The 23,842-nt window shown below is 43.5% G+C and carries 19 protein-coding genes and 2 pseudogenes; 19 read left to right on the forward strand and 2 right to left on the reverse strand.

The window, feature by feature from the left end:
• Window positions 1-28 precede the first annotated feature (28 nt).
• The 4 genes and pseudogenes from F9802_RS02525 (at window position 29) to F9802_RS02545 (ending at window position 4,582) form a co-directional block, all read left to right on the forward strand.
• Entirely contained in the window at window positions 29-1,954 is a 1,926-nt protein-coding gene (locus F9802_RS02525; protein ID WP_152149770.1) for a TRAP transporter permease, read from the forward strand.
• A 439-nt stretch (window positions 1,955-2,393) separates the two neighbouring features.
• A pseudogene (locus F9802_RS02535) lies at window positions 2,394-3,101 on the forward strand (IS6 family transposase).
• Between the two features lie 182 nt (window positions 3,102-3,283).
• The gene (locus F9802_RS02540) at window positions 3,284-3,610 is read left to right on the forward strand and encodes a hypothetical protein (protein ID WP_152149554.1); all 327 of its coding nucleotides are present in this window, start codon (window positions 3,284-3,286) and stop codon (window positions 3,608-3,610) included.
• A gap of 338 nt (window positions 3,611-3,948) precedes the next feature.
• Window positions 3,949-4,582, forward strand: a protein-coding gene (locus F9802_RS02545) for an IS6 family transposase (protein ID WP_404799132.1) whose coding sequence is annotated in 2 segments (ribosomal slippage) — window positions 3,949-4,271 and window positions 4,270-4,582 — 636 coding nt in all. Because the reading frame shifts where the segments join, the coding sequence is not laid out codon by codon here.
• Between the two features lie 844 nt (window positions 4,583-5,426).
• On the opposite strand, the gene F9802_RS02550 is transcribed toward F9802_RS02545, so the two are convergent.
• The gene (locus F9802_RS02550) at window positions 5,427-5,651 is read right to left on the reverse strand and encodes a hypothetical protein (RefSeq protein WP_152149555.1); all 225 of its coding nucleotides are present in this window, start codon (window positions 5,649-5,651) and stop codon (window positions 5,427-5,429) included.
• 65 nt (window positions 5,652-5,716) lie between these two features.
• Window positions 5,717-5,839, reverse strand: a pseudogene (locus tag F9802_RS19845) (DMT family transporter); the annotation flags it as partial.
• A 134-nt stretch (window positions 5,840-5,973) separates the two neighbouring features.
• On the opposite strand from F9802_RS19845, the gene F9802_RS02560 reads away from it, so the two are divergent.
• From F9802_RS02560 to F9802_RS02630, 15 genes are all read left to right on the forward strand, one after another.
• Window positions 5,974-6,441 (forward strand): RNA-guided endonuclease InsQ/TnpB family protein, encoded by a 468-nt coding sequence (locus tag F9802_RS02560; protein ID WP_152149556.1) that lies wholly within the window; start codon window positions 5,974-5,976, stop codon window positions 6,439-6,441.
• A complete protein-coding gene (locus F9802_RS19850) occupies window positions 6,442-6,633 on the forward strand; it encodes a zinc ribbon domain-containing protein (RefSeq protein WP_225435148.1) in 192 nt (63 codons plus the stop codon).
• A 165-nt stretch (window positions 6,634-6,798) separates the two neighbouring features.
• Window positions 6,799-8,850: a helix-turn-helix domain-containing protein gene (locus F9802_RS02570; protein WP_191991733.1), complete on the forward strand. Its 2,052-nt coding sequence runs from the start codon at window positions 6,799-6,801 to the stop codon at window positions 8,848-8,850.
• Window positions 8,851-9,181: 331 nt separating this feature from the next.
• Window positions 9,182-11,368 (forward strand): acetate--CoA ligase family protein, encoded by a 2,187-nt coding sequence (locus F9802_RS02575; RefSeq protein ID WP_152149558.1) that lies wholly within the window; start codon window positions 9,182-9,184, stop codon window positions 11,366-11,368.
• A 4-nt stretch (window positions 11,369-11,372) separates the two neighbouring features.
• Window positions 11,373-11,804, forward strand: a complete 432-nt coding sequence (locus tag F9802_RS02580) for a MaoC family dehydratase N-terminal domain-containing protein (protein ID WP_152149559.1) — start codon at window positions 11,373-11,375, stop codon at window positions 11,802-11,804.
• Window positions 11,805-11,851: 47 nt separating this feature from the next.
• Entirely contained in the window at window positions 11,852-12,268 is a 417-nt protein-coding gene (locus tag F9802_RS02585; RefSeq protein ID WP_152149560.1) for a MaoC/PaaZ C-terminal domain-containing protein, read from the forward strand.
• 20 nt (window positions 12,269-12,288) lie between these two features.
• Window positions 12,289-13,452 (forward strand): thiolase C-terminal domain-containing protein, encoded by a 1,164-nt coding sequence (locus tag F9802_RS02590; RefSeq protein WP_152149561.1) that lies wholly within the window; start codon window positions 12,289-12,291, stop codon window positions 13,450-13,452.
• Between the two features lie 11 nt (window positions 13,453-13,463).
• Window positions 13,464-13,880: a Zn-ribbon domain-containing OB-fold protein gene (locus F9802_RS02595; RefSeq protein ID WP_152149562.1), complete on the forward strand. Its 417-nt coding sequence runs from the start codon at window positions 13,464-13,466 to the stop codon at window positions 13,878-13,880.
• A gap of 36 nt (window positions 13,881-13,916) precedes the next feature.
• Window positions 13,917-15,113, forward strand: coding sequence for an acyl-CoA dehydrogenase family protein (locus F9802_RS02600; RefSeq protein ID WP_152149563.1), 1,197 nt, complete (start codon window positions 13,917-13,919; stop codon window positions 15,111-15,113).
• A gap of 20 nt (window positions 15,114-15,133) precedes the next feature.
• Window positions 15,134-16,297, forward strand: coding sequence for an acyl-CoA dehydrogenase family protein (locus tag F9802_RS02605; RefSeq protein WP_152149564.1), 1,164 nt, complete (start codon window positions 15,134-15,136; stop codon window positions 16,295-16,297).
• A 242-nt stretch (window positions 16,298-16,539) separates the two neighbouring features.
• The gene (locus F9802_RS02610) at window positions 16,540-17,952 is read left to right on the forward strand and encodes an MFS transporter (RefSeq protein WP_152149565.1); all 1,413 of its coding nucleotides are present in this window, start codon (window positions 16,540-16,542) and stop codon (window positions 17,950-17,952) included.
• Window positions 17,953-18,039: 87 nt separating this feature from the next.
• Window positions 18,040-18,813 carry an electron transfer flavoprotein subunit beta/FixA family protein gene (locus tag F9802_RS02615; protein WP_152149566.1) on the forward strand — a complete coding sequence of 258 codons (774 nt, stop codon included), beginning with the start codon at window positions 18,040-18,042 and terminating at the stop codon, window positions 18,811-18,813.
• Between the two features lie 54 nt (window positions 18,814-18,867).
• Complete coding sequence (locus tag F9802_RS02620) at window positions 18,868-19,839, forward strand: electron transfer flavoprotein subunit alpha/FixB family protein (protein ID WP_152149567.1); 972 nt, start codon at window positions 18,868-18,870, stop codon at window positions 19,837-19,839.
• 38 nt (window positions 19,840-19,877) lie between these two features.
• Window positions 19,878-22,025 (forward strand): (Fe-S)-binding protein, encoded by a 2,148-nt coding sequence (locus F9802_RS02625; RefSeq protein WP_152149568.1) that lies wholly within the window; start codon window positions 19,878-19,880, stop codon window positions 22,023-22,025.
• Between the two features lie 39 nt (window positions 22,026-22,064).
• Window positions 22,065-23,537 carry an aldehyde dehydrogenase family protein gene (locus tag F9802_RS02630; RefSeq protein WP_152149569.1) on the forward strand — a complete coding sequence of 491 codons (1,473 nt, stop codon included), beginning with the start codon at window positions 22,065-22,067 and terminating at the stop codon, window positions 23,535-23,537.
• Window positions 23,538-23,842: the final 305 nt, after the last annotated feature.

Raw genomic sequence — 23,842 nt, forward strand, 5'->3', positions numbered from 1 at the left:
AATTTCAGATGATGCCGTACAAGAGTTAATGGAGAAATACGATCCAGAAGCAGGCTTTCGAAACTTAAAAGGAGCCCTGTACTGGGTTACGCTTATCGGGCTTGTTGCCTTTTCTTTATTTCAGCTTTATACAGCTATATTTGGCGTTTTGCCAGCACAGCTGCAGCGAACGATCCATTTAGGTTTTGCACTTACATTGATCTTTTTATTATTTCCTGCATCAAAAAAGAAAAGAGAAAAAAAGCAGCGGTTTCAAGTAGCTTGGTATGATATGCTCCTGGCTTTATTATCTCTAGCTGTCGGCTCGTACTGGTACTTATTTATGGATGATCTTGTTATGAGGGTAGGAAGGCTTACAACACAGGATTTTCTGATTGGAGCCATCGCGATTGTACTCGTTTTAGAAGCAACAAGACGTGTCGTCGGGCTTCCTATTACGGTTATTGCGGGTTTATTCCTGCTTTACGCTTATTTTGGGGCATATATGCCAGGGTTTTTAGAGCATAGAGGTTTGACGATTGAACGTATTGTCAGAACGATGTTTTTTACGACAGAAGGAATACTGGGGACGCCGCTCGCGGTTTCCTCAACATACATCTTCTTATTCCTTTTGTTTGGGGCATTTCTTGTAAAAACAGGGGTAGGAGAATATTTTAACGATCTATCAATTGTTATTGCGGGCAGAAGAGTGGGTGGTCCTGCTAAAGTAGCCATTTTCTCAAGTGCCTTGCAGGGAACGATCAGTGGAAGTTCGGTTGCAAATGTAGTAACTTCGGGTGCTTTTACCATTCCGATGATGAAGCGGTTAGGTTATAACAAGAACTTTGCTGGAGCGGTTGAGGCTGCCTCTTCTACTGGAGGACAGATTATGCCGCCTGTTATGGGTGCTGCTGCGTTCTTGATGGTTGAATTTATTGGAGGCGGGATCACCTATTGGGATATTGCAAAGGCTGCTGCTATTCCGGCTATCCTCTATTTTGCAGGGATCTGGATTATGACCCATTTTGAAGCGAAACGAATCGGGCTCAGAGGACTGTCCCGGGAAGAGATGCCAGAAACGAAAAGAGTTATTAAAAAACTCTACCTGCTCATTCCGATCTTGGTCGTTATTATCCTTTTAATGAGCGGAATGAGTGTAACGAAGGCGGCGTTATGGTCGATCGTCAGTGCGATTGCAGTCGGAATGTTCAATAAGCAGACACGAATGGGTCCGAAGCTCTTTATTGAAGCGCTGGCAGATGGCGCTCGAACAGCTCTTGGTGTAGCAGCTGCTACAGCGGCTGCCGGAATGATTGTTGGCGTTGTTACGGTAACAGGTGTTGGACTTAAGATGGCAAATGGTTTGCTTGAGCTTTCGGGCGGATATTTGATACCTACCCTGATCTTAACGATGGTCGCATCACTTATATTAGGCATGGGATCGCCTACCACGGCGAACTATGTCATTACGTCCACAATCGCAGCTCCGGCAATTCTGTTGTTTGGTGTACCGGCTCTCTCGGCTCACATGTTTGTTTTTTATTTCGGAATTATTGCCGATATCACGCCTCCTGTAGCACTTGCGGCCTTTGCAGCAGCTGGGGTTTCTGGAGGTGAACCGATACGGACAGGAATCATATCATCAAAACTTGCTATAGCGGCTTTTATCATTCCTTATATCTTTGTCATCTCGCCACAGTTGATGCTGATTGATACGACGTGGATAGAAGCATTTTGGGTCATTTCCACTGCATTTGTCGGCATGATTGCAATCGGTGCAGGAATGATCGGCTACTGGATGAGAAGCCTTAACTTTTTAGAAAGAGCAGTTGCGCTGGTCATTGGATTCCTTTTGATCTATCCTGAAGGAATCTATAGTGCGATTGGTCTTGTTGCATTTGCTCTTATGCTTGGCGGTCAATACTGGCTATTAAAAAAAGACAATACACAGGCACCATCTTCACCAGCCATGTAACGAATTATGCCCAAAGGCCGCGGCCTTTGGGCTTTTTTATTGGCTCTGTTAAAATCTAATGTTGATAATTGGATAAATTTAAAGGAAACCCAACTTTCAAAGGTTTCCCATTTTTATTGATGTTCCATTTGGTAACAAGGATAGATTTTATTTGCTCGTAAAGCCTTTCCCCACAACTATTTCTTTATCCAAACCAACAAAAACCGTAAGTTTTCCAGAAGAATCAGTCTCAGTATTATTAAATGTAACAGAATAAACTTTGTCTTTGTCATAGTCCTTCTCAATAAAGGATTTGTTTTCATCATTAACTGTTATTTTCTCTACGATTGAATCTTTTGGAGTTACTATGATTGGTTCTGGTGCGAAAATTTCAGCTAACTTGAAACTAATCTCTGAATCTTGGACATATTGATACTACTAAACTAAAAAGGACGTCGGTGTGACAAAACCAGTAGAATTCAAATGGAAACATTATCAGCCTGATACTATTTTATTAACCGTGAGATGATACCCGCGGTACAACCACCGTTTTCGTGATTTAGTCAAAATAATGGAAGAACGCGGACTATCTATTCCTCATCCGACCATCATGCGTTGGATTCATCAATATGGTCCTGAGTTGGATAAGCGAATCCGATTTCATCCCAAACAAACCAATGACTCACGGAGAGTGGACGAAACGTACATAAAAGTGAAAGGGCAATGGATGTACTTGTACCGTGCGGTCGATTCAGGTGGGAATACCATTGACTTTTTCCTTATTAAAACAAGAGATGCCAAAGCAGCCAAGCGCTTCATGAAAAAAGCCTTAGCTTTTTCGTATGTTGCCAGACCTCGTGTCATAACAGTAGATAAAAATCCAACTTATCCAGTCTCGATTCAACAGTTGAAAAATGAAAAAAAGATGCCGGAAGGCACCCAAATAAGGCAAATAAAATATCTGAACAACATCGTGGAACAGGATCATCGATTCATTAAGAGGCGAGTCCTTCCTATGTTAGGATTCAAGTCTTTTGACACGGCTACAGCCATTCTTTCAGAAGTAGAAGCCATGCATATGATTAAAAAAGAACAGATTGATTTACGGGATCAGTCTGTCCAAAGTCAGAAAAAATTCATCCATCGATTGTTTGGGCTTGTAGCATAAGATACGATTCTGCTAGGAATATATGCGCTTTATTCTCTTTTATTTTATCTTTGCACCAGAACCTAAAATACTTATACAATTGATTATTAGCCTGTAATAAAAATGTTAGCATTCTGTTACTGTACTACTGTTGATGTTGGGAATCCGAAAGTATAAACTTTACTTACTTGAGGAGTGATTAAATGGGAACAGTATCAGTGGATAAGCTAAAATTCAAGAAAAAATTATCAACGATTGAGCAATTTGCAATCAAAGATTTCTTATTTAAATGGATTGGTGAGCCAACAGAAGGGCTAGATGACTTTCTACCACTTGAGTACACAGAAAGCGTCTTTGCGAAGATGGAGGCAAAGCTGGTACCAGGTTTACTCGTTAATGGGGATGAACATTTCAGATATGCGACCATAACAGAATCTAATCAAATTGTTATAGCAGTTTTAGATTCGAATGAAGAGTTAAAACATAGAATTATTTCTCTGGATGAGCTTTTAATAGGCAAGCACTTTTAAGGTGCTTGCCTCAATCTTTTCTCTGCCCAATTTGTTTACTTTCCTATAAAGTTTTTACTTAATGCTTCAGTTTTATTAAAAATGTTGTTTACAAACCTTCGCAATCTCTTCCAAACTTTAATATATGTCCAATTTCGGTTCTGGTGCAAACACCATTTGCTAAAGACATAGAACCTATATGGACTGTTCAATGATAGATTATGATGCAATTCCAAACAACTTATGTATGAGTCCAACTTCATTTTGGGCGGTTCTGATGCAAAAACTTCAAAATATCTGCAAGTAATCTACAAAGCTTGGATACTGGTACCAGTACTCTAAAAAAGGACGTGATCAGTATGGAAAAGCAAAATCTATTCAAGTGGAAACATTATCAACCTGATATTATTTTATTAACCATAAGGTGGTACCTGCAGTACAATCTCAGTTTTCGTAATTTAGTCGAAATAATGGAAGAACGTGGACTGTCTATTGCTCATACAACCATCATGCGCTGGGTTCATCAGTATGGTCCTGAATTGGATGAGCGAGTACGGCGTCATCTTAAGCCAACCAATGATTCTTGGCGAGTAGATGAGACGTATCTTAAAGTTAAAGGGCAATGGATGTACTTGTACCGGGCTGTTGATTCAGAAGGAAATACGACTGATTTTTATCTAAGTAAAACAAGAGGCCGCAAAGCGATTCTTTAAGAAAGCTTTGCGGTCTCTTCATGTTTCAACGCCCCCTGTTATCACAGTAGACAAGAACCCAGCCTATCCTATAGCGATTGAAGAGTTGAAGAACGAAAAAAAGAGGCCCGCAGGTATCCAAGTAAGGCAAGTGAAGTATCTGAATAACGTAATAGAACAAGATCATCGGTTTATTAAAAAGCGAGTTCGTTCAATGTTAGGATTAAAATCCTTTCACTCAGCGAAGTCCGTTATTTCTGGAATAGAAGCGATGCATATGATTAAAAAAGGGCAACGGTAAATTGGGGAATATCTATTTGCTTACTTCAATAATTGTAGACGGCATGAATTCAGTTAATCTTGTTGAGTAGTTAGGTAGGAAAATGTAGGGAGTATAATTATGGTTAAAAGAAGAAGCCTTTAAAACCGAAATTTTCAAGGGCTTCTTCGTTAACTTCTTTAAACGTTATAGACAGTATTAAGAGTTTTGATTTGCGAACCGTTCCGGTACATTAAAGCAATGAATAAAGCTTATTGCCTCTTTTGCTTCCTGCAGCGATGTGAGGAGGGGCTTCCCTGAAATGCTTCGGCATAGCTGCAGATGAATAAGCCCGCAGAATACTTCCCCGAATAGAGTGACCAGCTTCGAAACTCGTGGCGGAGCGTCGGCGGAGACCCACAGTGGAGAAGATGGACACGGCTTCTTTGCTCTCTTCGAATAAACGTTTCTTCTTAGAAATGTCGTTATATTCTTTTAAAGGTGACTTTCATAATAAAACGAGGCAATCAACGGTTCGTTAGAACGGTTGATTGTTTCCTTTAACAATCGTGGTCCCCCAACCAAAAGCGAGTTAATAGACATAACTGGCTGTGTCACTGGGGCTACTACACTCTCCCTTCCATATCAAATTGTTTAACAATGTTTGTTTTAACTATTGCTTGGTAATTTTGATATATATTCTGTGTTTTAACCAAAAAACATTGTAACACTAGTTACACTGGATTTTGGACTTGACTTCTAAAACGCAGATTCTCCCTTGATGCATATTTTCTAATACCCCAGATCTATGTTCTTCAGCAATAACTGGAAATGACATAATTTCTACTCATCACCTTATGGAAAAATGAGAATACTATTGAAATAATTAATCTGTAATTTTTTCAACTTTGATAACTGTGTTTGTTGCATTTAAATAAGTGAAACGATACTTCTCTCCTTCATATATTAGAAAATCTTCAAAAAAGAGTGTCATATCACCTTCACCGGTTTCAATCAGTACACTCGTAGTCCTAGAAGGACGAGATCCTCTATATATATCCATCACTAATAAGTCCTTGACTTGCCATTCGCCATTTGTATAATCTTTCATATCCTGAATCGACTTTTCTGCTTCAGTAATACCGAAAATTAATAAAAATATGGTGATGATTAAGGTAAATATCCCATTAAACCACGTAATAAAGCTATTTCACTCGAAGATAAATCAATGTATCTTACAAATACGCCAATCGTACCAAAGATTATCATTGATAATAGGAACTGAATTTTAGATTTCATCGTCTACTCCTTCGAATCTGCGAAACAGCTTATATTTCGCAGATTCTTAATCTGTTTTTAATATAAGCTTATTCAGTGCTGACCCAACAGCTTGAGTAAACGGTGGTGGCGGTGATGTTGAAAATGGCTTCCAAATGTATAGATTTGTATTTGATAATGGCATAATAATCCCCATCAAACGGCAAGGGGAGAGGTGGTATGCTATTTTCAGTGTCGAAAGACAAGCTTCCCTCTCTTCACTTGATGTCAACCACGCAGTTGGTATAGACGTGGGTATCCACAAATACGCCGTTCTTTCCAATGGAAAAGAATTTGAAAACCCTACATTCCTCCGTAAAAAAGAAAAACAGCTAAAAAAGGCGCAGCGTAAGCTTTCTAAAATGAAACGCGGTTCTTCCAACTACAGAAAACAAGTGGTGCGCCTGCGCCGATTACACGAAAAGGTCTCCAATCAAAGACGGGATTTCCTGCACAAGTTAAGCTATCATATTACGCAGACCTACTCTGTGGTATGCGCGGAGAACCTGAACATTCGCCGCATGGTTCGAAACCGCAAGCTATCTAAATTGATTTCGGATGCAGGCTGGGGAATGTTCCGCTAAATGCTTGCTTATAAGTGTGAGGAAAATGGAGGGCTTCTTGTCAAAATAGAACCGCACCACACGTCACAAGATTGCTCTTCTTGTGGGAATCGAGTGAAAAAATCCCTCTTTTCTTTTTGTTCATTTATCAGGTTTATTAGTATCTATTTGATCAAGCTTTATTCTAAGGTAACATCTTCAGAGGAACAATAAGAAAAATTGACACGACTAGTAAACTTTCTTATTCTTAACAATACCCTTTTGATTATATTGAATATTAAGAATATTTTTGTTACATTTAAGGATAACTGAATATCTTTGGAATGCATAAACAGGTTCACCGGGACAAATATTCTCTATTAAATGCTAGGGGGAATAATGATGCTGGATAGCAGTAATATTGTCGGACAGAATCAGAAAGAGTTAAACAGTAAAAACAGCTTTTCTAAACAATTATCAGGAAAGATAGAAAACTTTCTTATCCTTTGCATCGAAGAGCAGGATCATAAATCAGCGGCTGAAAGCAAACTGGAAGCTGGTCAGGCAAAGAGTTCAATGTCAGCTTTGCCGATTTTCACAGAAATCAGCGGCACGAATTCATTTATTATTTGGGAACGGGTATATCAACAGAGTGCTCAAGTTTTCAATAGCCTGCGTGTTGCTTCCCGAAACCGTTTAATCAGGCAGATTGCTGATAATATCGTTACATATCTCTTGATGAAGTACAAAAAACTGTCTCCAGCCCTTTCTACTATTTTGAATGATGAAAGAAAAAGAATGCTCGCCGTTCAGACGATCGAGGCTATGCTGAAAAAGGATACTTTTTTAGTGAATGCTGATGTGTGGGAGAATTTCTGCAACTGGTTCCGGGCGCATTTGACAGAATGGGTGCTGGAAGAAATGACACAGTCTGTCGGTTCTGAGCAGCTGGAATCATTAAATAAGAAAGAGCTGAACGAGCTTTTCTATCAATATATATCAAAAAATTTATCCGGCGATATTGATTTCCTCACAAGATTTGCAGCTATTGTTAACAGCTACACGGTAGATTGGGTGAAAAGAATCAGCCAGTCGTTGAATTTAGAAAACTGTGCTCTGCATGAAATTGAAACGATACTTAATTTAAATAAAGGTGCTTCTTTCCAAGAGTTTACTCCATTATCTCCAACCAATGATTTCACTTTAACTGTACAAGACTATGTATTTGTCATGAACAGCGCCCCGTACCAATCTGTGCGCGAGTCGCTTTATAAAAAGAATTTTGCAGCAGCGCATTCTTTCTGGCCTGCCGCTTCGATCAGCAAAGGGAGTATTGAAGGCATGCTGCAAATTAAACCGCTCCAAAAAGGCTCTTACCCGCTGGCTAAAGAGAATGCTAGTGTCCAGGAAGCATGGGAGCAGGCCGAGGCATTATCAGACTTAGATGCGGATATATTTGATATCTTATGCACGAATTTTCTAACGAAAGCAAAGCATTTTGAAGACGTTGTTGACATTCAATTAGATGATTTGTTAGCTATTCGCGGATTAAAATCAAAATTGGGCGGAGAGGGCCGCCGAGGCGGTTATGAACTGAAACAGCGCCGCCAAGTGTTGAAATCGCTTTCGCTTATTCAAAATCTGTGGATTGATTTAGATAAAGCTGTCGTATACGAAAAAGGAAAGCCAGTAGAGACAAAGCTTCAGGGCCGGACTTTTCTCTTTGTTGATCAGCAAAGAAAAGATTGCCGGATAACAGAAGAAATGAACGAGAAAAAAATAAGCTATACAGTCGATGGTGTATTTGCTAAATACTTATTCGGTTCGGGAAGACAAGTGGCGCTCCTTCCTGTAAAAACCCTGCATTATGATCCGTACCGAAAAGCATGGGAAAAGCGGCTGGCAAGATATTTAAGCTGGCGGTGGCGGATTCAGGCAAGAAAAAGTGATTTTCTGCAGCCTAATAAAGTGAGCACACTGCTTGAAGCAATTGGGATAAAGCTGAATGACCGCATTCCGTCACGCACGAGAGACCGGTTCGAAAAAGCGCTCGATATTTTACAGAAGGACGGGCTTATTAAAACATGGCATTACGAAAAGTGGGATGAGTCGATCGCCGATCAAAAAGGATGGGGACGTATTTGGATTCATTCTACAATTATCATTGATCCGCCGGAATATGTGAAGGAACAATACCGGCCGATTAAGAGAAATCGGCCGATACAAACCCTACCGAAAGTTCAGCTCGACAATCGCCTGTCGGAAGAGTCAAATAAAATGATTGGAAGCCAAATACGGGAAATAAGAGAAAGGCTGAGTTTGTCTTTGCAATATGCAGCGGAAGAACTTGAAATGTCTTCTTCTTATTTAAGCAGCATTGAAAGAGGCATTAAAACCCCGTCAAAGAAAATCCAAGCCAGGCTTATCAAGTGGCTGGAGCGCTTTCATTAACAGTAAAAAGAACGTTGTGTCCATACTTGCAAATGGGCACAGCGTTCTTTTTTTGTTCGTCAAAGCAGAAAACATGAGCCAATGAAAAAGCTTATCTTATTCATTTGTCGAGGCTATTAAGAACGAATGTCGGGATTATCGTGTACAAAATTTTTTTTTCTATTATTTAACCCTTTACATAGCAGCCGTTTTTTTATTTTTCAAAAAAATTTACAGCCTAACAATTAAATAATCTAAGCACTTTTTTTTTTCTAATTAATGAAGCCCATTTTGTATGATAGCAATCAAGGATGGACATCTATTCAAATTATATAAAATCGGGGTGAAAAGCATGAGCAATGAAAGCGTTTCCGAAAGAAGTCTTGAACCATTATTTTACCCTCGTTCTGTCGCAGTATTAGGAGCATCACAAAACCCTAACAAACTCGGTTATATTCAAATAAAAGCATTAATAGATGGCCAATTTGGCGGGGAGATCTTTCCGATCAATCCAAAATCGACAGAAATAGAAGGCTTGGCGTGTTACTCCTCCATTACCGATGTACCAAAGCCTGTAGATTTAGCGATATTTTGCGTAAGTGCCAATCAAATTCAGCAAAGTCTTGAAGAGTGCGCACAGAAAAAAGTAAAAGCTGCCATTATCTTCGCCTCCGGTTTTTCTGAAACTGGCGAAGAGGGGGCAAGGCAGCAGGAAGCTCTTGCCGAGATTGCTAGAAAGAATGGTATTCGTTTAATTGGCCCGAACTGCGTAGGCATGGTGAATACGCTGAACGGGCTCGTTGGTACCTTTTCACCTGGTGTCATGGTTCATCCATTAAATGACAATCGTGCTGTTGGATATGTTTCCCAAAGCGGGGCATTCGGCGTTCTTACTTATATGGCGGCAGCCCAGCATGGATTAACATTTAACTATTTTGTTACTGTTGGCAACGAAATGGAAACGGAATTTGCGGACATCGTCCAGTATATGGTTCATGATCCGAACACGAAAGTCATCAGCGGCTATTTAGAAGGGGCAAAGGATCCGGCTAAGCTGCGCCGGCTGGCGAAAGAAGCGCTTGACTGTAATAAACCAATGATCGTCATGAAGACGGGACGCAGTTCAGCTGGCAGTCGCGCGGCAGCTTCGCATACTGGATCTTTGGCTGGCGCAGACCAGGTGTATGATGCTTTCTTTAAGCAGACAGGCATGATTAGAGCCAACGATTATGAAGAGATCATTTCTTTTTCCAAGCTGTTTCTTTCAGGGAAATTGCCTTCCGGGCGCAACACAGTCATCATTACAAGCTCCGGGGGGAGAGGAATCAATGAAGCGGACCGCTGTGAAGCACACGGCCTGAAAATTATTCCGCTCAGAGAAGAAACAAAAGCAAAGATTAAGAAAAATGTTCCATCTTTTGCGAGTACTTCTAACCCGATTGATTTAACGGCTGCTGCAGCTGTTACGAATCCAGAATTATTTATCGCGCCGTTACGGGCACTCATTGAAGACCCTGAGATCGATAATATCATTTTGACTGAATTTCCGATGCATTGGGATGCCGATCATCCGCTGCTGCAGGAATTTATAGAGATATGTAAAAGCTCGGACAAATTCATTTTTGTTACTACTTTTCCGCTGCAAGGGATGTCGATTCCTAAAGGAGCTGCTGAAATGGAAAAAAACGGCATTCCGGTAGTAACAGGAGATTTACAGCCGATGTCTGCTCTCGCCAAGCTAGTGGATTACAGTGAGAAATATCGCCGCAATAAGAATGCGAACGCACTAGCAGAACAGCGTAAGGTTCAGGCAAATGAGTTAAAAGGCACATTAGAGAGTTTACTGAAGCCAGGTGTTACTTTGAGTGAATTTGAAGCGAGTGAAATATTAGAGCGCTATCAAATTTCAACCGCTCAAAAAGCCCTCGCCGCTACGGCAGAGGAAGCAGTGCGATGTGCGGAAAGAATTGGTTACCCTGTCGTACTGAAAGTAGACTCTAAGGACATCCCGCATAAAACAGACGCCGATGCGATTAGACTTTATTTGCAAAATGAACATGAAGTGATTGATGCCTATGCCGATATTTTACGGTCTGCTAAAAAGTACAATCCGGATGCGGTCATTAACGGCGTATCAGTTCAGGAAATGCTTCCTAAAGGTATTGAAGTTATCATCGGAGTAACGAAGGACCCAGTCTTTGGTCCGGTCATCATGTTCGGTTTAGGTGGAATCTTTGTAGAGACGCTCAAAGATGTTTCCTTCAGAGTGGCTCCACTCACTAGGCAGGATGCCGTAGAAATGATTGAGGAAATCAAAGGAAAAGCGATTCTTACAGGAGTGCGCGGCCAGGCGCCTGCCGATCGCGAAGCAATTATTGATGTGTTATTGAAAGTATCTGAATTGATTTCTGATTCAGAAGGAATGATCGACGAATTAGATATTAATCCGCTCATTGTGTATGAGAATGGCTTGAAAGCAGCGGATGCGCTTATCGTCACGAACAGTCGAGCGGCTGAGAAAACAGAGATTGGGGGGTAAAAGAATGGGTTTAGACAACAGCATTGTCGGCTTAACAGGGCCGGAATTTACATTTGAAGTGGAGAAAAGGCATATTCGACAGTTTGTCCAGGCTATTGGCGACAAAAATCCATTGTATGTCGATGAGGCATACGCGGCCGGCACGCCATATGGCGGAATTATTGCCCCACCTACTTTTCCAATTGCCATTGGGGTGGAAGGTGAAAGTATCGACCTTGAGCTTGATCAGAAAAGAATGCTGCATGGCGAGCAGGAATTCATTTATAACCGTCCGATCAGGCCGGGAGACCGTTTGACCTGCCAAATGAAAGTAGCTGATTTATATGAAAAGGAAGGAAGAAGCGGCAAAATGCAGTGCTTAGTTCTTGATACGGAAATCAAAGATGAAAACGGCAAACAAGTAGCAATTAGCCGGACAAACATTATTTACCGCTAAAAATAGAGAAAGTATTCGAGTTTTTAAAAGGGAAGGAGGCGCCGCAATTGCTGAAATATAATGACTTGCAAGAGGGACAGGTATTGAAGCCGCTCGTAAAGCCGGCTGTTACAAAGGTACAACTCGTGAAATATGCCGGAGCTTCCGGAGATTTCAATCCGTTGCATACAGACGATGAATTTGCCCAAAGCATTGGAATGCCCGGTGTTATTGCACATGGAATGCTTGTTATGGGCTTCCTGGGTGAATATGTAATGCACATAGCCGGCACTAAAGCCGAGCCGACAAATTTTCGCATGAGGTTTGGGGCGATAACAAGACCGGGGGATGAAATTACTTGTTCTGCGGCTGTCCGCAATATTTACGAAGAAGATAGCAAACAATATGCCGATTTAGAGATAAAAGCTGAAAAGGCACCTGGGAAGGTTGTCGGCTCAGGTCAAGCAACTTTGCGTTTTTTCTAAAATGAAAAGGGGTGTTTTTCGTGGCACAAATAAAAGACCGCTATGCCATCGTTGGCGTAGGAGAAAGTGAGCGATCAAAGAATTCGGGCACGACACCGCTGCATCTTGCGCTAGATGCGGCGCGGGCCGCCATTCAAGATGCCGGCCTTGAGGCGAAGGATATCGACGGGTTTATGAGCTATAGCGAGAATGACTCTTGTACTTCCCATCAGCTGGCTACTTATTTAGGCGTTCGCCCGAAATATGTAAAAGACATTATGGGTGGTGGCAGCAGCACGGAGATGTTAATTGCGGACGCGATCGGGTTAATTGAAACAGGCCAAGTAAATACTGTGCTCATTTACCGCTCGATGAATGGACGCTCCGGGGTTAGGATGGGCGGCGGCGGATGGGACGTCAATATGTTACAGTCCGCTATTGACGGCGGCAGCTTTATTATTCCTTACGGAGCAGGGGGACCGGCTCAATGGTTTGGACTTTTCGCTACCCGGCATATGCACGAGACGGGACTTACACAAGAGCATTTAGGCCATGTGTGCGTCAGTTTTTACGAGCATGCCCAGCGCAACCCGAAAGCTTACTTTTACGGAAAGCCGTTAACGATGGAGCAATACAAAGAAACGCCGTACTTAAGCTATCCATTCAATAAACATGATTTTTGCCTTGAATCAGATGAAGCGAACGCTATTATCGTGACGTCAGCTGAAAGAGCGAAGGATTGCCAGTCGAGACCGGTTTATATTATGGGAATAGCTGCCCGGCAATGTGTGTCCCACTCGCACTACTGGTCAGACTTGACGGAGGTAGCGGCTGATTATGTAGCAGATGATGTATATAAAAAGGCCGGCGTGAAACCGGAGGATCTTGATGTTGCATCGATTTACGATTGCTATAGCTGGGTTGTCCTGCGGCAGCTGGAGGCTTACGGTATTGCTCCCCGCGGGGAAGTAGGCGACTTTGTCGCAGCAGGAAACCTACGGCTGGGCGGAAAGCTGCCAAGCAATACAGCGGGCGGCATGCTCTCAGAAGGCTACACGCATGGGATGAATAATGTTCTCGAAATTGTCCGCCAGATCCGCCATGAATATAAGGGAACGGACCGGCAAGTAGAAAACTGTGAAATCGGCCTTTGCACCGGCTGGGCGGGCCCGGATATTGCCGGCGCTATGATTCTTAGAAACTAGGAGGGGAAACAATGGACTATCAAAAGCCAATACCGTTAAAAAATCAGGATAATCATCCATATTGGGATGCGGCCGACCGCCGTGAACTGTTGATCCAAAAGTGTGAAAGCTGTCAGCACTATTCACATCCGCCTGGACCAGCGTGTGCTAAATGCGGCAGCACTGAACTCAGTTGGGAAAATCTTGGAAGTGAAGTGAAGGGAACAGTCTATTCATTTATTGTTTCCTACCGGCCGTTCCTGCCCGGATTCCAAGATGATCCCCCGCTTGTCATTGCTACTGTAGAGCTTGAAAAAGCCCCGCAGGTCAAGCTGATTGCCAATGTGCTAGATTGCAATCCCGAAGAAGTAAATATTGGGATGAATGTGAAAATGACATGGCAGGACATTAAGGAAGGGCGCGCTCTTCCCCAATGGATTCCTGCGTAAACTTATAGCTGTTTGATTTGAAAGGGGAGAAAACGAATGGATTTTTCTTTTACAAAAAAAGAAGAAGCATTTCGCCAGGAGCTGCGTACATGGCTTGAAAGCAATTTGCCTGACGGCTGGTTGGAGGGGAAGAGAGACATTCCGGAAGACGAAAAGGAATACTCCGAGTTTTTGAGAAACTGGCAAAAAAAGCTATATGAAGGCGGATGGGCAGCGATCGCGTGGCCGGAAAAATACGGCGGACGGGCGGCAACCTTAATGGAGGAGATTATTTATCAGCAAGAAATGGTGCGCGTCAAAGCTCCTCCACTCGTGAATTATGTCGGTATTCATATGGTCGGCCCAACACTGATGCAAATCGGGATGGAAGAACAGAAGGAAGCGTATATCGAAAAAATACTAACCGGTGAAGAAGTATGGTGTCAAGGCTATTCAGAACCTAACGCCGGATCGGATTTAACCGCTATTCAAACATCGGCTGTCCGCGATGGGGACCGCTGGAAAATTAATGGACAAAAGGTGTGGACGAGCTTCGGCCATTTGGCTGACCGCTGTTTCCTCCTCGCAAGAACAAGCCGCGGGGAAAAGAAGCATAAGGGAATTACTGTTTTTCTTTTAGATATGAATCAGCCGGGCGTAGAAACGCGGCCGATCATTCAGATGGACGGCAAGCATGACTTTAATGAAGTGTATTTGGAGGATGCCGTTGCTTACGATGCAGATATTGTTGGTGAAGTGGATGAAGGCTGGCGAGTGATGATCGCGCTGTTAATGCATGAAAGATCAGGCATTGGAGCACAGGTGTTCACACTGGAACAGCAGTTTGAGGATTTGGTCGTACTGGCGAAAGAGGTACAGGAAGACGGCCAGCCTTTAATTAAAAATCCGTTTACCCGTAAAGCGATGGTTGATTTATATACCCGTTCTCGGGGCTCACTTTTAAATTATTACCGAAATTTGACGAAGACGTTGAAAAATGGGCAGCCGAGTGCAGAAGGGTCGATGGATAAACTCATAGTGAGCGAGTTGACGAAAGAGCTGTTTTCCCAATCGCTGTCCATGCAAGGGCATAAAGGTGTGCTATGGAAAGAGGATGCGGTTTTTGGAGATTCCTATTGGCAGGATAACTATTTGTATTCATTCGGGATGACGATTGGCGGAGGAACGAGCGAAGTGCAGAAAAACACAATCGGAGAACGCATTCTCGGCTTGCCGAAGGATCTCGGACGCTAGACATAATGGAGGTGGCGTAAATGGATTTTTCATTAAGTGAAGAACAGGAAATGTTCCGCGGCTACGTGAACAAGTACTTAAATAATATGGGCCATACAAAAGTAGCCCGTGAATTTATAAAAGGAGAGACGGAATCTTACGAAACGATTGTTGCCGGGCTGGCTGAACTCGGCTGCACAAGCATCAATATTCCTGAAGAATATGGCGGCATGGGGCTCGGAGCGCTTGATTTGGTACCTGTACTTGAAGAGCTGGGCCGCAGTGTCCTGCCCGGTCTCTATTTAGAAACGAACAGCTTTGCCGTAACCGTGCTTGAAAGGTTCGGTTCGGAAAGTCAAAAGCAAAAGTATTTGCCGGCGATCGCAGAAGGCACCCACACCTTCTCGATTGCCTGGCTTGAGCCGGGCGGCAGCTACGGTCCTGCTGATATCCAGATGATGGCTTCTTTAGAGGGAGACTCTATCCGGCTGGGTGGAACAAAAACGCTGGTGCCGGATGCTGAACTGGCCAGCAGCTTAATTCTTCCCGTGCGAACAGGCAGAGGAAGCGGCGAAGAAGGAATTTCACTAGTGATCTTAGATCTTGCTGATACGGACATAGCATTGCAGAGACAAAGAAATATTGATGACAGCCGGCATTTAGCAGAAATCACACTCGATCCTATCCGGATTTCCCAGGAACAAATCATTGGGCCGCTTCATAAAGGGTGGGATGTTTTGCAGGAAGGATTGCTCGCTGTAAATGCTGCTCTTGCTTCCATCATGGTTGGCGGAGTCGAAGCGGTCGTAGATATGGCTGCCGAGTACGCAAAAATCCGTGAACAGTTCGGTCAGCCGATTGGGCGCTTTCAGGCGATTAAGCATAAAATCGTCGATATGAAAGTTGATCTCGAGATAGCCCGCTCTCTCGCTTATTACGCAAACTGGGCGCTGGAAAACGAGGCTGAAGACCGAGTGCAGGCGATAGTGTGTGCCCGGCTGTTTGCAGCAGAAGCATACAACAAGGCAGCCGCCGATAATATTCAAATTCATGGCGGGATCGGATTTACCGAAGAAATTGACTGCCATCTCTATGTCAAACGTGCCCGTTTTTATGAAAATTACTTGGGAAGCACACAGTCGTATTATGAAAAGGCGGCTGCTGCCTTAGGCTGGTGCGAACCAGAAAAAGTGAAACAATTTTAATGCGTAAAAAGCAAAAAACTGTTTCAAGAAAGAAATTAGAGAGTTTTATATACAGTTGATTATTTCCGTTTATGAAAAATGCCCATGTAAAAACATCTGTTATTAAAAGGGGATATGTGGAGGACAGCTGAGCCGGCTGCTTTGGCTTCCAAGCAGGTAAAATAGCAAGGGCGGGTGCTGTTCCCCGCCTAATCTTAATTGTGTAAAGGATCACGGGCCTTTTAAAACAAGGAGGAAAGTTAATGGAAGAAAATTCAGTGAGGAAAGCCTTTCATTTTTTGTGCCTTGGAATTCTTCTTGTTGTTTTTGCTGAAGCCACACATATACCCGCCTATCCTAAAATGCTCGAAAACTTCGGTTTAGGCGCAGGGTATTCAGTTTATATGCAATTGGGATTTGCGTTAGGGTTAACAGGCTTCCAGCCGCTGATGGGATGGGTGTCAGATTCGTTCGGACAAAAAATAGTCATCCTTTTTGGAGCGGCCTGTATGGCAATCGGTTCACTTTTAATCGCTACTGCTCCTGTTTTTTGGGTATTGGTTGCGGGTTTGTTCTTAAAAGGGTTTTCCGGAGCCGCCGTCATTCCTGCAGGTGTAAGCTTTGTAGGAAGATATTTTACAGGCGAGCAGCGGGGAAAAATGATGGGGCTGTATGGGTTTTATACAGTCATTGGCGGTTTGGCAGGGCCGCTTCTGAGCGGAATATTTGTTGACCGCTTTGGCTGGTCTTCTATTTTCCTTCTGTGTACTGCATTTGGTGTTATTTCCTTGTTGCTGTTTGCTTATGGTGTGCCGAATGTAAAAGGAGAGAAAACTGAATATTTGGATTTCGGTGGTGTTATCCTAGTCTTCTTAATATTAGGAGGGCTTTTAACCGTACCTACGTTTATTAACAATTACGGAATTTCCTCTTGGATGTGGGTTCCTGCTTTTGTTGTTTCTGTTATCTCCTTTGCCTTGCTGCTTGTTGTTGAGAAAAGACAGAAAAAGCCTCTGCTTGATATTGACTATGCAAAGACGAGAAACTTCTGGGTGCCTTCGGTTATTGCTGTCATTATGTATATGTCATTTAGCAGCGTCATGTATTTATTAACGTTCTTTGTTCAAAGTGTGCAAGGGAAGCCTTCAACAGTTGTCGGCTTGTTGCAGCTTCCGCTCTTTTTAACGATGGCACTGGCCAACTTATTGAGCGGTCGATTAATGGGTAAGCTCTCAGCCCGGACATTAATTGGCGCGAGCATTAGTCTGCTCGTTATTGGGATCGGTATGCTGACGATTGCGAAGATCGATACTTCCTTTCTCTATTTATTCCTGTCTATGAGCTTGATTGGCACAGCGATCGGTACGGTTGGTCCGGTCGTAAAATCCGTGATTGTATCAAAAGCCAATGAATCCCGTCTTGGGGTCATTTCGTTCACATACATTACGATCGAGAACGTTGCTTCTCGTGTGGGTGCCTCTTTTGCGCTTGTCACGTTCGCATTGTTTGCGGCGGGAGGAAACTCAGTAGGAGCACTTTCAACGACGGCTCTTTTATTAACTGTTTTTACCGTGGCAGCCTTCTTATTCCTTATCCTCATTCCTAAAAGAACAGCAGGCATTCAAGAAGGAACAGCAGGTCTGCTCGAAGATAAAAAAGACACTGAAATTATTTAGAAAACCTTATCGGCTGCAAAGTATGTACCTATTGCCAGCTGTAATTTGTTACTTGTATTAAATTAAATTTTGTCCGGAGGGGTTTACATGAATACTTATGTTCTGTTGAAAAGAACATTCGATACAGAAGAAACCATTCAGCTTTCTAATGGAAAAATCAACGAAGAAGGCGCTGAGTTTATTATTAACCCGTATGACGAATACGCGGTTGAAGAAGCAATACAAGTGCGCGACGTTCAGGGCGGGGAAGTCACGGTCGTGTCTGTCGGAAACGAAGAAGCGGAAAAACAGCTGCGAACCGCTTTAGCAATGGGAGCGGATCAGGCCGTACTGATTAATAGTGAAGAGGACATTGAAAACGGCGACCAGTACACGACCGCGAAAATAATCGCTGAATATTTAAAGGACAAAGCGGCAGATTTGATTATTGCGGGAAATGTAGCGATTGACAGCGGCTCTGGTCAAGTAGGTCCCCGTGTCGCTGAAATGCTCGGAATCCCTGCAATCACAACGATTACAAATCTTGAAATCGACGGCAGTCGTGTAACAGTCGTTCGCGATATCGAAGGGGATTCTGAAACGATTGAAGCCTCTCTCCCTCTGCTGGTCACGGCCCAGCAAGGCTTAAATGAACCGCGCTATCCTTCCCTACCGGGGATTATGAAAGCAAAAAAGAAGCCGCTTGAAGAGCTGGAGCTGGATGATATAGACCTCGATGAAGACGATATCGAGCCGAAAACAAAAACAATTGAAGTATTCCTGCCGCCGAAAAAAGAGGCAGGGAAGGTGTTAACCGGAGAAATGAATGAGCAGGTAAGTGAACTCGTCCAGCTGCTGCGCAGCGAGGCAAAAGTCATTTAATAAAAAGCAAACAGCAGATCATCGAAATCAAACAAGGTATAGGAGGTTTTTATAATGAGCAGAAAAATTCTTGTGTTAGGAGAAGTGCGTGACGGCTCCTTAAGAAACGTCTCATTTGAAGCGATGGGAGCAGCTAAGCTTGCTGCTGGCAGTGGAGAAGTGGTAGGTGTTTTGATTGGAGATGCCGTCCAATCATTGGGCAATGAGCTGATCCATTACGGCGCCGACCGGGTCGTAACTGTGGAGGATAAACAATTAAAGCATTATACATCAGACAGCTTTTCCCAGGCGCTGCTCGCAGTGATCGATCAAGAAAATCCAGCGGGGATTATCCTCGGCCATACCGCATTAGGGAAAGACCTGGCACCAAGAATTGCCAGCAAGCTGTCTTCAGGATTAATATCCGATGCAACCGCTGTTGAAGAAGCCGGCGGACATCTCGTATTTACCCGGCCGATTTATTCTGGAAAAGCCTTTGAAAAGAAAGTAATCACAGACGGTCTCATTTTTGCGACGGTCCGTCCAAACAATATTGCAGCGTTAGAGAAGGATGAATCACGGACAGGGGAAATTTCTTCGTTATCCGTTGAGATTAAAGATGTGCGCACGATCATTAAAGATGTCGTTAGAAAAGCGACTGAAGGCGTCGATCTTTCCGAAGCGAAAGTCATCGTGGCCGGCGGCCGCGGCGTGAAAGGCAAGGAAGGATTTGAACCGCTAAAGGAGCTGGCAAAGGTGCTTGGCGGCGCAGTCGGTGCTTCCCGCGGGGCATGTGATGCCGACTATTGTGATTATTCTCTGCAAATTGGCCAGACAGGAAAGGTGGTTACACCTGATTTATACATTGCCTGCGGGATCTCCGGAGCGATTCAGCATCTGGCGGGAATGTCCAACTCGAAAGTAATTGTTGCAATCAACAAAGATCCGGAAGCAAGCATTTTCCAAGTAGCTGACTATGGCATTGTTGGTGATTTGTTTGAAGTCGTTCCATTGTTAATAGAAGAATTTGCTGCAGTGAAGCAGTAAATAAAGGGGCGTCATCGCAATAAAAGGGAGGGACAATAATGAATCTATTAATCATCAACACAATCGCCTTTCTTTTAGTGACAGGCTACGCCCTATACTTGTTTCTATATTTGCTCAAGACTCGTTATGACTATATCAAGCTTGGCAGCAAGCAGGCGTTTGACCGCAAATTTAAGGAACGGCTCGATTTAGTAAAAGTCAACGTTTTTGGACAGAAGAAATTATTAAAGGATAAGAAGAGCGGTACGATTCATGTCATGATGTTTTATGGCTTTCTCCTTGTTCAGCTTGGAGCGATTGATTTTATTATTAAAGGGCTTATGCCGGGTGCACACCTCCCGCTTGGCCCGGTCTATCCAGTCTTCACGTTTTTCCAGGAAGCCGTTACCTTAATGATTTTGACAGCGGTTGTGTGGGCATTTTACCGCCGGTATATTGAAAAGCTCGTTCGCTTGAAGCGCGGATTGAAGGCAGGGCTAGTTTTAATTTTTATCGGGACGCTTATGCTTTCTGTACTGGCTGGCAACGGGATGGCTATTGTTTGGCACGGCCATTCCGCATCGCTCGCTGAACCGGTTGCCTCAGTGGTGGCTATCGCGTTTAGCTGGCTAAGTGAAACGACTGCAACTGTGTTTTTTTACATTTTCTGGTGGGTCCATTTACTGGCGCTGCTGTCCTTTCTTGTTTACGTTCCACAATCCAAGCACGCTCATTTAATCGCCGGGCCGGCCAATGTGTTTTTCAGCCGCTTAACTCCGCCTGGAAAGCTTGAGAAAATTGATTTTGAAGATGAATCTCAAGAAACGTTTGGTGTCAGCAAAATACAGGACTTCACACAAAAGCAGCTAATTGACTTATATGCATGCGTAGAATGCGGCCGCTGTACAAACATGTGCCCGGCAACTGGCACAGGGAAGATGCTCTCACCAATGGATTTAATTGTTAAGCTACGGGACCATCTCACAAACACCGGAGCCGTTGTGACGTCCCAATCACCATGGGTGCCCGAATTTGCTTTTGCTAATACAAGAGGAAACCAACTTGCTGCGATGGCTAAAGTGGGCGCGGCTCAGGAAGCAGCCGCTACACTTGATGACAGCCCCAGCTTGATCAGGGATGTCATCACAGAGGAGGAAATCTGGGCTTGTACAACATGCCGTAATTGTGAAGACCAGTGTCCAGTTATGAATGAACATGTGGACAAAATTATTGATCTTCGCCGGTATCTTGTATTAACAGAAGGAAGGATCGAAGCAGATGCCCAGCGTGCAATTACCAATATTGAACGCCAGGGCAACCCGTGGGGAATTAATCGCAAGGAACGGGAAAATTGGCGCACCGGACGTGAAGATATTGAAGTGCCAACGATCAAGGAGCTTGAGAAAAAAGGAGAAGAGTTCGAATACTTATTCTTTGTGGGATCGATGGGCTCTTACGATAACCGCAGCCAGAAGATTGTTCAATCCTTTGCCAAATTATTAAATATCGCTGACGTGACATTTGCAATTTTAGGAAATAAGGAAAAGAATTCCGGAGATACGCCCCGCCGGATTGGCAATGAATTCTTATTTCAGGAGCTGGCAAGGGCTAATATTGAAACCTTCCAGAAACACAATGTAAGAAAAATTGTTACCGTTGATCCGCATGCTTACAATATATTCAAAAATGAGTATTCAGAGTTCGGCCTTGAGAACGTTGAAGTCTATCACCATACCGACCTTTTGTTCAAGCTTATCCAAGAGAGAAAGCTTGCCCCAAAATATGAAGTGAACGAAACGGTTGTCTATCATGATTCCTGTTATTTAGGACGTTATAACGATGTTTACGACCCGCCCCGTGAAATTCTGAAGCGCATACCCGGAGTAAAAGTTGTAGAGATGGAGCGCAGTCGTGAAACAGCGATGTGCTGCGGTGCAGGCGGAGGTATGATGTGGATGGAAGAAGATACCGGACAGCGGATAAATGTGGCACGGACACAGCAGGCATTAGCTGTAAGCCCAACCGTCATAGGCAGCGGGTGTCCGTATTGCTTGACAATGTTAAGTGATGGCACAAAAGCGCTGGAAAAAGAAGATGGAGTGCAAACGCTGGATATTGTAGAAATACTTGAAAAATCTGTACTGGAGACACATTTCAATTCTGGAAAGAGTTTGGATGAGACGGAGTCCTGTGAAAGTAAAGCGTAAGTAAAGTAGTTCTCTATAATACTAAAAGGTGGGATTGCAGTGAAAACAAAACAAGAATTGAAACAGTATCAAAACTTTATTGGTGGCAGATTAACAGTCTCTTCATCGGGAAAGACGATGGAAAGCGTTGACCCTTCAACAGGGAAGGCTTGGGCGCAGATCCCGCTCAGTACTCAGGAAGACGTAGAAACAGTTGTCGCAGCAGCTCGTCATGCATTCCCGAGCTGGTCTGCCCTTTCTGCTGAAGAACGTTCAAGCTATTTAAGGCGCATTGGGGATTCTATTTCCGTGCATGCTGAAGAATTGACCAAACTAGAGACCCGGGATAACGGAGATGTGATTGGCGTGGCTATGTATCTGGCTGAAGCTTTAAAATCCGTCTGGTATGACGCTGCCGGAGCTTGTAAAGAGTGCGGTCAGGGAAAAACAGTTCAAATGGGGCCTAACAGTGTTGGCTACACCTTAAGAGAACCATTCGGAGTAGTGTTAGGGATCCTGCCATGGAATGCCCCGCTTTTTACATTCACTATAAAAGCGGCTTACGCTCTCGCCGCAGGCAATACAGTAATCATTAAACCTTCGCAGCAGGCTGCTGTTTCTTCGTTGCGGTATGGTGAGCTGCTTGGTGAAATTCTTCCTGCAGGTGTATTAAACGTTATTTCCGGCTTGGGAAGGGAAATAGGAGATGCCCTAGTGGCTAATCGAGGGGTTAATAAAGTAAGCATGACCGGCTCCGGGTCAACCGCTGGTGCTATTCTCCGGGCCAGTGCTCAGCACCCAAAACCATCTATATTTGAGTTAGGCGGGAAATCACCTAACATCGTTTTTGAAGACGCAGATTTAGATAAAGCGGTTGATGGAGTCATTCATGCTATCTATACGAGCAATGCCGGTCAACGATGCACAGCCGGCTCAAGAATTCTTATTCAGCGTACTATTTTTGATGAGATGCTAGAGCGAATAACGGAAAGAGTGAAAAATACAATAAAGGTTGGCGACCCCATGGATCCAGCCAGTACAATGGGACCTCTTTCAAGCCAGGACCAGTATGAAAAAATTCTTTCCTACATCGAATTAGGTAAAAAAGAAGGCGGGGAGATTGTCTATGGCGGCCGGCATGGAGGGGAGAACATTGTTCCAGAAAAGGCTGAGCTGTCTGACGGTTACTGGGTGGAGCCTACTTTGTTCAAGGTAAACAGTAATTCACTGCGTATTTGCCAAGAGGAAATTTTTGGGCCAGTCGCGGTCGTTATACCTTTTGAGACAGAGGAGGAGGCTGTAGCTATTGCCAATGACACTTGTTTTGGCCTGGGAGCAGGGGTATGGACAAAGAACCTTAACCTTGCCCATCGTATGATTCGGAATATCGAATCCGGAAATGTATGGGTAAACACTTATTCACGGGTAGGGGCAGACTTGCCGTTTGGCGGCTTTAAAGAAAGCGGGTATGGCACGGATTCAGTGATGGATTATTCACGTGAAAAAGCGTGTGTAATTGAGATTGGAGAGTAATTGAAATGCGTTATCATTAAAAGCTGATCTTACAAGCCATTTGTATAATAGGCTTATTATACAAATGGCTTAGCTTTTTAACGGTGCCTTCTGATAAGTTCTTATCCAGCTGCTTTATAATAGCATTCCGCTCCCTCTACTTTTCATTATTTATTCAAAATTCCGATAACATTTACGAGTTAGTAAGATGAATATTTGTTGGAAATTCATTGAATATTGAGAATTTAGACGTTAAAATATTAATAACTTAAATTTACAGGACTTCCATGAGGTGTTAAGCAAATAATGAAAGGAGCGGTTGCCGC

Origin of the sequence: Bacillus aerolatus, assembly GCF_009183655.1 — a bacterium.
Lineage (GTDB): Bacteria > Bacillota > Bacilli > Bacillales > Domibacillaceae > Pseudobacillus > Pseudobacillus aerolatus.